We start from the raw sequence: 13,767 nt of genomic DNA on the forward strand, positions 1-13,767 counted from the left end.
AAACGCGAACGGGACGGAAGCGGGTCGGCCTTCCCGATGGGAAAGCGCTTTCCCGTAAGCTAGGCCGCCACGACGATCAGGTCAAGGGAATGGAGAGCACGCCGGGCTGTAGACAACCCGCAGAGGCCGGGCTCACCCCGGCCAGTCGGGTATCCGCTTTCCAATCGCTACCATGTGCGTATGTCCGCGCCCACGCCGATCCCGACCCCCGACGCGCCCCTGCCACGTCCGACGGGCCCGGTCACCCTTCAGCAGGTCGCCGAGCGTGCCGGCGTGTCCTCGGCCACCGCCTCCCGTGCCCTGCACGGCAGCAGCGGCACCCGAATCGTGGGGGAGGAACTGCGCCGCCGCGTCCTGGACGCCGCCCGCGAGCTGCGCTACGTCTCCAACGCGCCCGCCCAGGCGCTGGCCCGGTCGACGACCAGCGTGGTCGGCGTCGTGGTGCACGACGTGGCCGACCCGTACTTCGCCGCCATCGCCGCCGGCGCGATGGGCGTGGCCCGCGAACACGGCCTGCTCGTCATGCTCGCCGCGACCTTCCGCGACCCGGAACTCGAACTGGACTACCTGGCCCGCCTCCGCGCCCAACGCGCCCGTGCGGTGGTCCTGGCCGGCAGTGGTTTCGCCGATCGCGAATTCACCCGGCGGCTGGCCGCCGAGGTGGACGCCTACCGCGCCGACGGTGGCCACGTGGTCGCCGTCGGTGAGCACGGCATCGCCTCGGACACGGTCCGCCCCGCCAACCGGTCCGGCGCCGCGTTGGCCGTGCGGCACCTGCACGACCTCGGCCATCGCGACTTCGGCATCGTCTCCGGACCACGCGCGCTGACCACCGTGCGCGATCGCCTCGACGGCGCCCGCCGACAACTCCGCTCCCTGGGCGTGCCGTTGCCGCCGGCACAGGTGATCGACGGCGGCTTCACGCGGGAGCAGGCCCGCGTCGCCGCCCGCACCCTGCTGACCCGCGCCCCCGACCTGACCGCGATCGTCGTCCTCAACGACGTGATGGCCGCCGGCGTCCTGGCGGCCCTTCGCGACGACCTGGGCCTGCGCGTACCCGACCAGGTCTCGGTCGTCGGCTTCGACGACTTGCCCTTCGCCGCCGACCTCAACCCCCCACTGACCACGGTCCGCCTACCCCTGGCCGACATCGGCGCCCGAGCGATGGACATGATCCTCACGGGGCCCACCATCGAACCCCGCACCCTCGACCTGGACACGGAACTCATCCTCCGCAACAGCACGATGCCGCCGCGGTAGGTCGGCGAACCGGCTCGCCGCCGACCCCGCTCACTGCCGGCCTTCGGGGCGGCATTCGTATCCGAGCCCGCCTGGTGCCCGTATCGGTATCAGCGTTCGCCTCCGTCGCACGCCCGCACTCGCCTCTGCGTCGACCCGAACCGGCACTCGGGCCCGCGCACTCGTATGTAGGCCGAGGCTGCGAGACATTCGAACAGGGTTGCGGCGTACAGCGGCAGCGGGTGTTGGGCCGGGGCCAAGAGGGCGGTCAGGGTTGCGCCGAGGGCGAAGGTGGTGATCTTCAGGCTTGCGCCGGTGGTGAAGATGCGGCTGCGGAGGGGGACCGGGGCTTCGCGGTGGCGGATTGCGAAGAGGGCCGTGAGTTGTGGGCCTTCGCCGACGCCGACGAGCACCATCGCGGCGATCGTTGGGATCGGGCGGCCGGTCGCGGCGAGCAGGAAGGCGCCGGCCAGGAGCAGAGGGCTGCACCACATGACGGTGTCCGGGCGGACCGCGTGCGGGCGGCGGGCGAGGAGGGCGTTGGTGGTCAGGGCCGAGGCGGCGACGACCGAGAGCAGGATCGTGCCGTGGGCGGCGGAACCGAAGGTGCGTTCACCCGCCACCGGGCTGTACGCGACCAGGATGCCTTGGCCCACGCAGGACGACATCGACGCGGCCGTGGCCCGGGCCAGCGGCGGGGTGCGAAAGACCGCACGGAATCCGGCGGCCAGGTCGGTGCCGATCGACGTGGTCGGCGTCGCTCGCCGAGCGTGGTCTCGGGGCGGGGGCAACGCCCGGGCCGAAGGCAGCGCGAGGCAGATCAGCGCCGCCGAGGTGAGCACCGCGACGTCGGCGCCGGCCAGGCCGGCCACGATGCCGGCCAGGGCCGGGCCGGTCAGGCCGGCCAGGTTGAAGGTCATCGCGTCGAACGCGGTGGCGCGGGGCAGGCTTGCGGCCGGTACGACGCGGGGCAGTTGCGAGGTCCAGCCACCGGCCAGGGCCGGAGCCGCCAGGCCCGCCGCCGCCGCGATCACCAGGACGACCGGGAGCGGAACCGGCCCCAGAGACCACACGATCACCCCGAGCGCCGCCGCATAACCGGCCAACGCGCCGGCAAGCAACAGGCCGGGTCGCGCGGAGCGATCCAACAGCACGCCGAAGACCGGGCCGCCGAGGGGCGCGGTCGCGGTGACGCACGCGAGCAGCGCCGATCCCACGGCCGCCGACCCGGTGAGCGCGTACCCGGCCAGGAGCAGCGCCGGCCCCGACATCTCGTCGCCGGTGCGTGCGGCCGCCGCCCCCACCGTGTATGACCACATCCCGTAACGCTTTGTCATCTTGTGCACGTTACGCAGGTAACTCAATCCTCCACCAGATGCGTTACATTCTCCCCGTGCCCTCGTCCCCTCCGAACCCGAACCCGAACCGAAATCCGAACCCCGACCGATCCACCCGCCACTCGATCGAAGCCGTGGCCCGCCGAACCGTGGCCCTGGTCAACGCCCTCACCGGAGACGATCCGGCGACGGACCAGGCCCCGACGACGCCGTCGCCGGAGTCCCTCGCGGCGCTCCTGCGCGCCCACGGCGAACCCGATCCCGTCGAGCTGACCCCGACCGACGTCACCGATCTGCACGCCGCCGCGGTTCTGCTGCGCACGGTCTTCGTCGCCCAGGACGTCGACGCCGCCGCGTCCGCGCTCAACCGGCTGTTGCGCCGTGGTCGAGGGACTCTGCGGCTCACCTCGCACGACGGGCGCGGCCCCTGGCATCCGCACCTGGACGGGGACGACGATGCACCGTGGGGCGAGTGGTTCCTCGCCTCGTCGTGCCTGGCCCTGACCATCCTGGTGTGGGATCGACAACGGCCGCCCGGCGGCGTCTGTGCGTCCGGTACCTGCCGGCGCGTGTTCACCAACGAGGGCAGTGGCCGGCCCCGCCGCTACTGCTCTCGTCGCTGTGCCACCCGCGAGCGGGTGGCCGCACATCGGCGGGCCCACGCGTAGACGTACCGGCCGCAGCCACACCGCGACCGCAGCAGCAACACCGGCACCGGCAGTGGCGCCAACGCCGGCGCCAGTACCGGCAACCCTTCGACCCGACACGCACCCCTCCGTTTTTGTGACAATCGGGGAGTGACGTCACCACATCCGCTCGGAGAGTTCCTGCAAGCCCGCCGTGCCCGCCTCCAGCCCGGCGACGTCGGGCTGCCGGCGGCCATCGGCCTGCGTCGGACCCAGGGGCTGCGCCGGGAGGAGCTGGCGGCGCTCGCGGGATTGAGCATCCAGTACTACACGCGCCTGGAGCAGGGTCGGGAGAACAATCCCGGCGGTGCAGTCCTGGACGGTCTCGCGGCGGCGCTGCGGTTGACCGAGGAGGAGCACGCGCACCTGTACATGCTGGCCAACCACGAGGACGAGCGGGTGTCGGCCGAGGGTGCGCCGGCGGATCGGGAGACGCGGCCGGGAATCCTCGCCCTGCTGGAGCGGGTTCGACCCTGGCCCGCGTGTCTGCTCACCCGGACCGGCGACGTCCTGGCCGCCAACCCCGAGGCGTTCGTGCTGTTCCCGGGGTTGGCCCAGTGGTCGCCCGACCGGTGGAACATGATGCGGTATCTGTTTCTGCACCCGGCCGCGCGGGACCTGTTCGTCGACTGGGAGGGTGTCGTGTCGGGCGCCACCACCCAGTTGCGCACGCTCGTGGCGGCCGATCCCCGGGATCGCGCACTCACCGCCTTGGTCGAGGAACTCACGGCGCAGAGCCCGGAGTTCGCGACCCACTGGCAACGTTACGAGGTCCGGCGCGGGGACCTCGACCGGGCGACCTACCACCATCCGCAACTCGGCGAGTTCACCCTCGCGTTCGAGGTGTTGCGGATGGAGGGCGGCCGACGCCTCCTCATCCACCAGCCGGTGGAACAGAACGAGGCGGGCCGTCGGCTCCTGCGCGAACTGTCTCGCCTCGCCGCGACGAACGACCCACCCAAAATGCCCTAGCCACACCCGAGGTCCGCTTCGATGCCCTCGCGGGGGGCAGCCGACGGAAGCCCTCGTACAGTCCTGTCGCCCAAGCCGAAGCCCTCGCCCAGCCGCGCACCACCGACACCGAAGCTCCCCCACGTTCGAAGCCCTCGTACCCCCGAAGCCCCCGTACAGCCGCACCGCCCAAACAGCCGTACCGCCCAAGCCGCCGCACCGCCGTATTAGCGTAGGCCCATGACCAAGTCGCTCCCCACCACAGCAGCGCGCGGTCGGTGGTGGTCGGGCGCCGGGGTCCTCTCCCGTACGGGGCGGCAGACCCTCATCCGGTCGTTCTACCTGCTCACCGCGCCGGTGACCGCCGCGGCCGGCCTCCTGGCCGTCCTCGGCGGGGCGGTCGTCGCGACGCTCGGTCTGCTGCTGCCCGGTGGTTCGCCGGTCGTGGCCCGCGCGATGGCCCCGGCGCGCAGGTGCGCCGACCTGGAACGGTGGCGCATCGCCAAGGTGCGGCCCCCGACGCCGGAGCGCGAACACCTGGACCCGCCGCCGAAGCCGCAGGCCCGCGGCGCCGCCGGGTCCGGTGCCGGGGCGTGGCTCGATGCGGCGCACGCGGTGGTGGCGTTCCCGGTCGCCCTGGTCACCGCGACGGTGACCGCGCTGTGGTGGTTCGTCGCTTTCGCCTGCGCCACCTGTGCGCTGCGCTACGAGTACGCGCCGCCCGGGTCGCTGCAACCGTTGTCCCTGACCGCGGGCGGCACCGAGTCGCACGTCTCGGTGAGCCTGGGTCTGTTGTCGCCCACCGATCGGGTCGCCTTCGGGACCACGGTCGGCCTGCTCCTGCTGTGTGCGCTGCCGTCGGCGATCCGGGCGTGCACCACCATCCAGGCCGGCCTGGGGCAGGCGCTGCTCTTCGACGTGTCCGCGTTGCATCGCCGGATCAGCGGGTTGGAGCAGGAGCGCGACACCGCCCGCGCGCAGACCGTCGCCGCGGTGACGGCCGAGACGACCGCACTGCGCCGGCTGGAGCGCGACATCCACGACGGTCCCCAGCAACGACTGGTCCGCCTGGCGATGGAACTGGGGCGGGCCGAGCACTACCTCGACAGCCGGCCGGAGACCGTTCGGGCGGCCCTCGCCGACGCGATCGTGCAAACCCGCGAGGCGCTGGACGAGTTGCGGGCGTTGTCGCGCGGCATCGCCCCGCCGATCCTGGTCGACCGCGGCCTGAACGAGGCGCTCGCCGCCCTGGCCGCGCGCTCCACCGTCCCCGCCGAACTCGATACGGTTCCGCTGGAGCGTCGGCCCGCCGCCGGCGTCGAGACGGCCGCGTACTTCGTGGTCGCGGAGAGCCTGACCAACGTGGCCAAGCACAGCCACGCGCACCGGTGCACGATCGAACTACGCCACAGTGGGGGAAGCTTGCGGGTTCGGGTGACGGACGACGGGGTGGGCGGCGCGGCGTCGGCCAAGGGACACGGACTGCGCGGTCTGGACGAGCGGCTGCACGCGGTCGGCGGTCGGCTGGAGATCGACAGCCCCGCCGGCGGCCCCACGACGATCATCGCGGAGCTGCCGTGTTGCTGACCCCGGGCGACGCGGCGTCCGAATCCGCACCGGATGCCATGGTCCGCCGTTCGTTGCGGATCGTCGTGGCCGACGACTCGGTACTGCTGCGCGAGGGCCTGATCCGCCTGCTCGTCGAGGAGGGTCATCGGGTGTCGGCCGCCGTCGGCGACGGCCCCGCCCTGGTCGAGGCGGTCCTCGAACACCGTCCGGACGTGTCGATCGTGGACGTACGGATGCCGCCGACCCACTCGGACGAGGGCCTGCGCGCGGCGATCGCCGCCCGCTCGCAGCTCCCCGGAACCCCGATGCTGATGCTCAGCCAGTATGTGGAGGCGTCCTACGCCGGCGAGCTGCTCGCGGACGGCTCCGGTGCGATCGGGTACCTGCTCAAGGACCGGGTCGCCAGGATCGCCGAGTTCCTGGACGCGCTGGACCGGGTCGCGCAGGGCGCGACCGTACTCGACCCCCAGGTCGTCGCCCGGTTGCTCACGGAGCAGCGTCGGGACAGCCCGGTGAGGGCCCTGACCCCTCGCGAACGGCAGATCCTGGCGCTGATGGCCGAGGGCTGCTCCAATACCGCGATCGCTCGGCAACTGGTCGTCTCGGCCAGCGCGGTGGAGAAGCACATCGGCAACATCTTCGCCAAACTCGGCCTGCCGCCCGACGACACCCGACACCGCCGGGTCCTCGCCGTTCTCACCTACCTGAGCGGCTGACGGCGGTCCACGCGCCGCGCGTTCGATCCCCGGGGCGTGCGCTTCCCCCGCCTCGGGGGTGTGGCCTGCCATACCCCCGAGTGTCCGGCCTGCTCCGGTGACCCGGCGGCGCGGGTGCGAAACCGTGGTCGGCATGACAGCGACACCACCCGACGCGGACCCGCCACGACCTCCGGCAGCCCTCGCACGAATCGCAGGCGGCCCCGATCGCACACGCGCCGCACCCGCCACGCCAACCGCACCCGCCATGCGCACCTCACGCGCCACATTCGCCACGCTCGTCGCCCTCGCCGCGGCCCTGCTCGTCGCCCTGTTCCTCGTCCCGGGCCTGGTGGCGGCGAGCGGGTCGGGCGGCGACTCGCTCGACGAGGGCAACCTCGCCGCATCCTTCCGCGCGGAGTTCGTCCGGTACTGGAATGCCGGCAACCGGGACTTCACCCCCGGCATGGAGCGGGTGGTCGACTACTGGTTCCGCTATCACGCGGCCAAGGCCGTGGTCGCCGCGCTGCTGCTGATCGTGCTCGGTGTGCTCGGCGTGCTCCTCTGGCGGGCATTCCTGCGGGCCGACGGCCTCGGGGCGGGCGGGAGGGCGGCCCTCGGGTCGGCCGGCGTCCTCGTCGGGATGCTCACCTTGTTCGCGGCGGTGGTGCTGGTGGCCAACATCCAGGGCGCGGTGGCGCCTTTCGCCTCGCTGTTGGCGATGTTGCCGGCCGGCAAGCCGAAGGGGGAACTCGCCGTGACCCTCACCCGGATCAGGGAGCAACTGGCCGCGCCTTCGGGCACGGCGGGTACGGGGACGGGTACCGGTGCGCAAACCCCGCCGCCCCTCGACCTGATGATCGACGACTTCGCCCGATACCACGCCGCGATGGCCGTGCTCGGTGCGATCGTGGTGATCGCCCTCATCGGCCTGAGCGTGCTGTCGTACCGGCGGTTCGCGCGAACCAAACCGTCCGCCCGAACCAAGCCGTCCGCCGGAACCGACCCCGCCGCCCGAACCGACCCGTCCGCGCGGCGAACAAGGCGGCTGCTGGGCTCGTTCGGCGTCCTCGCGATGCTCGCGGCGCTCGTCGTGGTCGTCGTCGTGGTGGCGAACATCGGCAATGCCACCGACCCGAAGCCGGGGCTCGCGGCTCTGTTCGACGGCGGCTGGTGATCGACCTCCCGTCGTGCGGGTGAATACGGCTACCCGATCGCCGAGCCGAAGCGGTTCACCCACTCCGCCGCTCCGGGCAACACCTCGTCCAGCGGGGCCACCTCCGGATACCAGGCCCGCTCCCACTCCAGTGACACCCAGCCCTGCCACCGGTGTTCGCGCAGGGTGGTGCCGATGGTGGTGAGCGGTACTGACCCGGTGCCCAGCGGGACCGGCGTGGTGTCGGTGGCGGACGCGGCGTCCTTGATCTGGACGTAGCGCAGCAGCCCGGCCAGGGCCTCGGCCGTGTCGCCGGGCTGCTCGCCGTGCCGCCACGGGTGCAACGCGTCCCAGATCACCCCGACCGCGCCCGCGAACGGTCGGACCAGGGACGCGACCGCCGCGCCGGTCGGGTGCGAGTCGTGGGTCTCCACCAGCATGGTGACCCCGCGCGCGGTCGCCTCCGGCAGCAGCAGCGCGAGCCGGTGCCCGGCGCGTTCGGCGTCCCCGTCGCCGGTGCCGCCGGGGAAGATCCGCACGGCGGGCGCGTTCAGGTCGTGGGCCAGGTCGAGGAGTCGGCTGATCGAGGACACCACGATCGGGTCGGGCGTGGGCGCGCAGATGCCGGCGTAGCCCGCCAGGCACGGTACCGCGAGGTCGGCGTCGGCGATGCGGGCGCGGATCGCCCGGCGTTCGTCGACCGGCAGGTCCAGGTGTACGAACTCGTCCTGGTGTACCCGCAGTTCCAGTCCGGTACAGCCGTGCCGTCGGGCCCGGGCGAGGTGTTCGTGCAGGGGGCGGCCGGGTGCGCCGAGCGTGCTGAACGCCCACTGTTTGGCCTGCTCGGGTGTGCTCACGCGTCCTCGACTCCCTCGCCCGGCGCCACGCCACCGATCGGCCCGGCGGACCCGCCGCCCGGTAAGCGCTTTCCGTACGGAGGTTAGATCGCCGTCGGATTGCCGGTCAAGCACACCCCGCCCGACACACCGCTCGGAACCGCGCCCGTATCCGTACGCTCGTGTTCCGTCCGTCGCCGACTCCGGTGCCGGGCCCGGAGGTCGTCTCGACAGGGTCGCCAGGGTCGTCCGGCCCCGCATGCGACGACCACACACGACCGCCACACACAAAAAAGGGCGAAGGAACACGTGTCCCCCGCCGTTAACAACTTATAACGCACCGGGGGCCTTGCGGCAAGGCCCCCGTCGTACCGCAGAATCATCGACCTGAGCCCGAACATGGGCCGGAATCTGCGGATATAGGAGAGTCACTACGTGCGTGGGCATGCCGTGAACACCCCGACCACCACCATCGCCGGCAGCGCGTTCGACCTCCCCGACCGTCTCTCCGCCAAGGCCGACCCGGCGCTGATCGCCGACGACGAGTTGCACTTCGCGGCCATCGCGGAGTGCCTGGAAGAGTCCGTCGCCGAACTGTCCGCCCGCCTCGACGCCGAGCGCAAGTCCCCCGGCGGCAAGGGCCGGCAGGCGATGGACCGGGACATCGAGATCCACCGGCTGACCACCCGCCTGCGGGCCCTGCGCCGCTTCGGCCTGGACCTGTGCCTCGGACGCATGGTCGGCACGGACGACGCCGAGCCGGTCTACGTCGGCCGCCTCGGCCTCACCGACAGCGCCGGCCGCCGACTGCTGATCGACTGGCGCACACCGGCCGCCGAGCCGTTCTTCGGCGCCACCCACGGCAACCCGATGGGCCTGGCCGGCCGGCGCCGCTATCGCTGGACCCGCGGCCGGATCGGCGACTACTGGGACGAGGTGTTCGGCGCGGACGCCTTCGACGGGCACGCCGCGCTGGACGACCAGTCCGCCTTCATCGCCAGTCTGGGCGGCAACCGCTCGCCCCGGATGCGCGACGTGCTCGGCACCATCCAGGCCGACCAGGACGCGATCATCCGCGCCGGATCGCGCGGCGCTCTCGTGGTCGACGGCGGGCCGGGCACCGGCAAGACCGTCGTCGCCCTGCACCGCTCCGCCTACCTCCTCTACGCCTACCCTCGCCTGGGTCACCGGCGGGGCGGCGTACTGTTCGTCGGCCCGCATCAGCCCTACCTGAACTACGTCGCCGACGTGCTCCCCAGCCTGGGTGAGGAGGGCGTGCAGACCTGCACCCTGCGGGACCTCGTCGTCGAGGGCGCCGAGGCCGGGGTGGAGGCCGACCCGGAGGTGGCCCGGCTGAAGTCGTCCGCGGACCTGGTGCGGGCGATCGAGAAGGCCGTCGCGTTCTACGAGGAACCGCCCACCAAGGGGATGACGGTCACCACCCACTGGTCCGACATCCGGCTGACCGCCGGCGATTGGGCCGAGGCGTTCGACGCGGCGGAACCCGCCGCCGCGCACAACGAGGCGCGCGAGCAGATCTGGGAGGAACTGCTCACCATCCTGGTGGACAAGCACGACGACGACGAGGTCTCGGACGACCTGCTCCGCAGGTCCCTGTCGCGGAACCGGGAACTGTTGGCCGCCTTCAACGCCGCCTGGCCGCTGCTGGAGGCGACCGACGTGGTCGGCGACCTGTGGTCGGTGCCCGCGTACCTGCGGATGTGTGCTCCCTGGCTCGGCGCGGACGAGGTTCGTCGGTTGCAGCGCGGGGACGTCCGGGCCTGGACGGTGTCCGACCTGCCGTTCCTGGACGCGGCCCGGCTGCGGCTCGGCGATCCGGAGGCGGCGCGCCGCAAGCGCCGACACAAGGCCGCCGTCGCCGCCGAACGCGAGCACATGTCGCACGTGGTCGACGCGCTGCTGGAGGCCGACGACGACGGCGAGGGCGCGGTGACGATGCTGCGCGGCGAGGACTTCCGGGCGTCCCTGGTCGACGAGTCCGCCCAGCCCGGCGTCGAACCGGACCTGCTCGCCGGTCCGTTCGCGCACGTCGTCGTGGACGAGGCCCAGGAACTCACCGACGCGGAGTGGCAGATGTTGCTGCTGCGCTGCCCGTCCCGAAGCTTCACCATCGTCGGGGACCGTGCCCAGGCCCGGCACGGCTTCACCGAGTCGTGGCAGGAACGCCTCGAACGCGTCGGGCTCGACCGGATCAACCTGGCCTCCCTGGGCGTCAACTACCGGACGCCGGAGGAGATCATGACCGAGGCCGAGCCGGTCATCCGGGCCGTAATCCCGGACGCCAACGTGCCGACCTCGATCCGCAGCAGCGGTGTTCCCGTCGCGTACGGCTCCGCCGCGGAGCTGACCTCGATCCTGGACACCTGGCTCGCCGGCCATGCCGAGGGAATCGCCTGCGTCATCGGCGACCCCACCTTCCGGTCGACGCCCCGCGTCCGGTCGCTGACCCCGGAGCTGTCCAAGGGGCTCGAATTCGACCTGGTCGTCCTGATCGACCCAAAGGCGTTCGGCGGCGGAATCGAAGGGGCGGTCGACCGCTATGTCGCGATGACCCGGGCGACCCGACAACTCGTCATCCTCACGAGCGCCTGAGCCGGCCCGGAGGAACGCCCGCCCCGGCCGCGTCGAACGGCGGGGCGGGCCCGGGATTCGAGGGCAGGGGCAGGAACCGGGTCAGCGCCGCCGACCCACCGCGAGCGTCATGGCCCCACACAGTACGCCCGGCAACAGCAGCGCCCAGGCCAGGTCGTGCGGGTCGGCCGCGCCGTCGACGCTGACGAAGGCGCCCATCGCGGCGACGCCGACCGTCGCGCCGATCTGGCGGACCGCGTTGAGGAGGCCGCCGGCGGCGCCCGCCGTGCCCTCGGGGGCCGTGGTGATCACCGTGGTGACCAGCGCGGGGAGCGCGAAGGAGACGCCGAAGCCGGTGCACAGCAGGCCGATGGCCAGGACCGGGTAGGCCGACCCGGTCAGTACCGCCGCGGTGAACACGACGCTGCCCGCGGTCAGCAGGCCCAACCCGGCCAACATCGGCCCACGCGCTCCCGAGGCGGCCACGATCCGGCCGGTGAGCAGCGGGTTGACCGCGAACGGCAGGGTCATCGGCAAGAACGCGACGCCGGTCTCCAGCGGCGACATGTGCAGGTTCTGCCGAAACAGCAGCGGCAGGACGAACAGCAGCCCGGTCATGGTGAAGTTGACCGCCGCCCCCGCGAGCAACGCGGACACCGTGTTCCGCGAGCGCAGGATCGCCCGGGCCGGCACCGGGTCGGGGCTGCGCCGCTCGGACCCGGCGAACAACAGTCCCGCCGCCACCGCGCCCGCGCCCGAGGCGATCGCGTGGGTCGTGGCGCCGGAGCCCGCCGCGATCAGTGCGTCGGTGGCCAGTCCGAGGGCCACGCACGCGACGAGTTGGGAGGTCCAGTCGATCGGCCGGACACCCTTCGGGCAGCGCGCCGTTCGCCCGGCGGTCAGCGCGAAGGTAAGCGCGGCGAGCGGTACGTTGATCAGGAAGATGGCCCGCCAGCCGAAGGCGTCGACCAACACGCCGCCGGCGATCGGTCCCACCGCGAGCGCGGCGCCGCTGAGTGCGGCCCACACCGCGACCGCCCTGGCGCGCTCGGCCGGCACCGGATACAGCGTGGTGACCATCGCCATCGACGCGGGTACGCACGCGGCGGCGGCCACACCGAGCAATCCGCGCAGGGCGACCAGGGTCCACAGGTCCGGCGCCCACGCGCTGAGCAGCGAGCCGAGGCCGAACACGATGATGCCCACCCGGAAAGCCCGATGCGCACCGAACCGGTCGGCCACCGCGCCCGCCGTCAACAGCAGCGCGCCGAACACGACGGTGTACCCGGACACCACCCATTGCAGACCGGCCACCGAACTGCCCAGCGACCGGGCCAGATCCGGCTCGGCGACCGACAACACGGTCAGGTCGAGCAACACCATGAAATAGCCGAGCGCGATGCCGAGGAGGGCGACCGTACGCGAACGCGCCGTCGGCGTGGGCCGGGTGGACAGGGGTGAATCGACGACGGACATCGAGGTTCTCCAGGAATGGAAGGGGTGACCACGACCGAGAACACGCCCGAGGTGTCGGCGATCGGAATGGGGTCGAGGGCAACCACTGTGTGGGCGCGCCCGATTCGACTCGACCGGCTGGGCCGCATGCCCCGTTCGGAATATCCGAACGCCCGCCCGGGGTTGCCGGACCATGGAATTTCGGCAACTCCGCACGTTCGAGACGGTCACCCGCACCGGGACCGTCACCGCCGCCGCCAACGTGCTCGGCATCGCGCCCTCGTCGGTGTCGGAACAGATCCGGGTGCTGGAGAAGTCGGTCGGCGTCGCGTTGTTCGACCGAGGCCCCCGGGGCATGACGCTGACGCCGGCCGGGGAGCGCATGCGCGACTGGGCCCATCGTCTGCTCGACCAGGCCGAACAGGCGCGCCGCGAGGTCGCGGACGCCGCGCCGCTGTTGCGGCTGGGCGCGTTGGAGAGCATCGCCGCGACGCACGTGCCGCCGGTGCTGGCCCGGCTCGCCGCGCGTCGGCCCGACCTGCGGGTCCGGGTGGCTTCGGACCGAACGCGCGACGAGCTGCTGGGCGAGGTGGCCGCCGGCCGCCTGGATGCGGCGCTGGTCCTGGACACCGGCACCTGGCTCGGCGAGCTGGGCTTCGAACCGCCGCCGGCCGCCCTGGCGTTCGTCGACCTGGAGCCGGTCCCACTGGCCCTGGTCGCGGCGCCGGGCCACCCGCTCGGGGGCCGGGCCCGGATCGCCGGCGAGGATCTGCGCGGGCACCGGCTGCTGGTCAACGCGGCGGCCTGCTCGTTCCGCCTGGCCGGTGATCGACTCCTGGGCGCGGAGGTGGAACAGGTCCGGGTCGGCGGTGTGGCGGTCATCCGGGCCTGGACCGAACAGGGCCTGGGAGTGGCCCTGTTGCCGATCTTCGCGGTCGCCGACCAGCTTGCCGCCGGGAGCTTGATCCGGCTCGCCCTGGACGCCCCCGATCTGACCCTGCGTCTGGTCTGGCGCCCGGACCGGGAATCCCTCCCCGGCCTCCGCGAAGTCCTCTACGCGGCAGCGGCTCCCACTTCGAGTCCCGGCCCCGGCTCGGTTGCCGACCCGGCTCCCCACCCGGCTGCCGCCCCCGGCCCGGCCTCCGCGCCGACGCCCGCCCGCGCCGTCGCGACCACCACCACGGCGCTCCCGGCGCGCTGACCCGACCCGCACCGCCGTCCGGCCCGGCCCCCGTCCGGTGCGGCGACCGA

General features: G+C 72.7%; 11 protein-coding genes. 8 read left to right on the forward strand and 3 right to left on the reverse strand.

Features of this window, described 5'->3' with window-relative positions:
* Nucleotides 1-180: 180 nt before the first annotated feature.
* Entirely contained in the window at nt 181-1,260 is a 1,080-nt protein-coding gene (locus ACH4U8_RS28670; RefSeq protein WP_395781109.1) for a LacI family DNA-binding transcriptional regulator, read from the forward strand.
* 89 nt (nt 1,261-1,349) lie between these two features.
* On the opposite strand, the gene ACH4U8_RS28675 is transcribed toward ACH4U8_RS28670, so the two are convergent.
* Complete coding sequence (locus ACH4U8_RS28675; protein ID WP_395781111.1) at nt 1,350-2,576, reverse strand: MFS transporter; 1,227 nt, start codon at nt 2,574-2,576, stop codon at nt 1,350-1,352.
* 38 nt (nt 2,577-2,614) lie between these two features.
* Here ACH4U8_RS28675 and ACH4U8_RS28680 point away from each other — a divergent pair, with 38 nt between their 5' ends.
* From ACH4U8_RS28680 to ACH4U8_RS28700, 5 genes are all read left to right on the forward strand, one after another.
* Entirely contained in the window at nt 2,615-3,244 is a 630-nt protein-coding gene (locus ACH4U8_RS28680; protein WP_395781113.1) for a CGNR zinc finger domain-containing protein, read from the forward strand.
* A 129-nt stretch (nt 3,245-3,373) separates the two neighbouring features.
* Nucleotides 3,374-4,234 (forward strand): helix-turn-helix transcriptional regulator, encoded by an 861-nt coding sequence (locus ACH4U8_RS28685; RefSeq protein WP_360310983.1) that lies wholly within the window; start codon nt 3,374-3,376, stop codon nt 4,232-4,234.
* Between the two features lie 219 nt (nt 4,235-4,453).
* On the forward strand, nt 4,454-5,800 hold the full coding sequence (locus ACH4U8_RS28690) for a sensor histidine kinase (RefSeq protein WP_395781115.1): 1,347 nt from the start codon (nt 4,454-4,456) through the stop codon (nt 5,798-5,800).
* 53 nt (nt 5,801-5,853) lie between these two features.
* Nucleotides 5,854-6,498: a LuxR C-terminal-related transcriptional regulator gene (locus ACH4U8_RS28695; protein ID WP_395781494.1), complete on the forward strand. Its 645-nt coding sequence runs from the start codon at nt 5,854-5,856 to the stop codon at nt 6,496-6,498.
* 247 nt (nt 6,499-6,745) lie between these two features.
* Nucleotides 6,746-7,654 carry a hypothetical protein gene (locus ACH4U8_RS28700; RefSeq protein WP_395781117.1) on the forward strand — a complete coding sequence of 303 codons (909 nt, stop codon included), beginning with the start codon at nt 6,746-6,748 and terminating at the stop codon, nt 7,652-7,654.
* A 29-nt stretch (nt 7,655-7,683) separates the two neighbouring features.
* On the opposite strand, the gene ACH4U8_RS28705 is transcribed toward ACH4U8_RS28700, so the two are convergent.
* The gene (locus ACH4U8_RS28705) at nt 7,684-8,490 is read right to left on the reverse strand and encodes a sugar phosphate isomerase/epimerase family protein (protein ID WP_395781119.1); all 807 of its coding nucleotides are present in this window, start codon (nt 8,488-8,490) and stop codon (nt 7,684-7,686) included.
* A gap of 414 nt (nt 8,491-8,904) precedes the next feature.
* Here ACH4U8_RS28705 and helR point away from each other — a divergent pair, with 414 nt between their 5' ends.
* Complete coding sequence (helR, locus tag ACH4U8_RS28710; protein WP_395781121.1) at nt 8,905-11,082, forward strand: RNA polymerase recycling motor ATPase HelR; 2,178 nt, start codon at nt 8,905-8,907, stop codon at nt 11,080-11,082.
* Between the two features lie 81 nt (nt 11,083-11,163).
* Here the strand turns inward: helR and ACH4U8_RS28715 are convergent, their stop codons facing one another.
* Nucleotides 11,164-12,537: an MFS transporter gene (locus tag ACH4U8_RS28715; protein WP_395781123.1), complete on the reverse strand. Its 1,374-nt coding sequence runs from the start codon at nt 12,535-12,537 to the stop codon at nt 11,164-11,166.
* A gap of 172 nt (nt 12,538-12,709) precedes the next feature.
* Here ACH4U8_RS28715 and ACH4U8_RS28720 point away from each other — a divergent pair, with 172 nt between their 5' ends.
* Nucleotides 12,710-13,717, forward strand: a complete 1,008-nt coding sequence (locus ACH4U8_RS28720; protein ID WP_395781125.1) for a LysR family transcriptional regulator — start codon at nt 12,710-12,712, stop codon at nt 13,715-13,717.
* Nucleotides 13,718-13,767: the final 50 nt, after the last annotated feature.

Origin of the sequence: Embleya sp. NPDC020886, assembly GCF_044333915.1 — a bacterium.
Taxonomy (GTDB): domain Bacteria; phylum Actinomycetota; class Actinomycetes; order Streptomycetales; family Streptomycetaceae; genus Embleya.

Excerpts from the sequence above, each read along its gene's own strand:
- ACH4U8_RS28715 (WP_395781123.1), bottom strand. The coding sequence starts at position 12,537 with ATGTCCGTCGTCGATTCACCCCTGTCCACCCGGCCCACGCCGACGGCG.
- ACH4U8_RS28690 (WP_395781115.1), top strand. The coding sequence starts at position 4,454 with ATGACCAAGTCGCTCCCCACCACAGCAGCGCGCGGTCGGTGGTGGTCG.
- ACH4U8_RS28675 (WP_395781111.1), bottom strand. The coding sequence starts at position 2,576 with ATGACAAAGCGTTACGGGATGTGGTCATACACGGTGGGGGCGGCGGCC.
- ACH4U8_RS28720 (WP_395781125.1), top strand. The coding sequence starts at position 12,710 with ATGGAATTTCGGCAACTCCGCACGTTCGAGACGGTCACCCGCACCGGG.
- ACH4U8_RS28700 (WP_395781117.1), top strand. The coding sequence starts at position 6,746 with ATGCGCACCTCACGCGCCACATTCGCCACGCTCGTCGCCCTCGCCGCG.
- ACH4U8_RS28680 (WP_395781113.1), top strand. The coding sequence starts at position 2,615 with ATGCGTTACATTCTCCCCGTGCCCTCGTCCCCTCCGAACCCGAACCCG.
- ACH4U8_RS28670 (WP_395781109.1), top strand. The coding sequence starts at position 181 with ATGTCCGCGCCCACGCCGATCCCGACCCCCGACGCGCCCCTGCCACGT.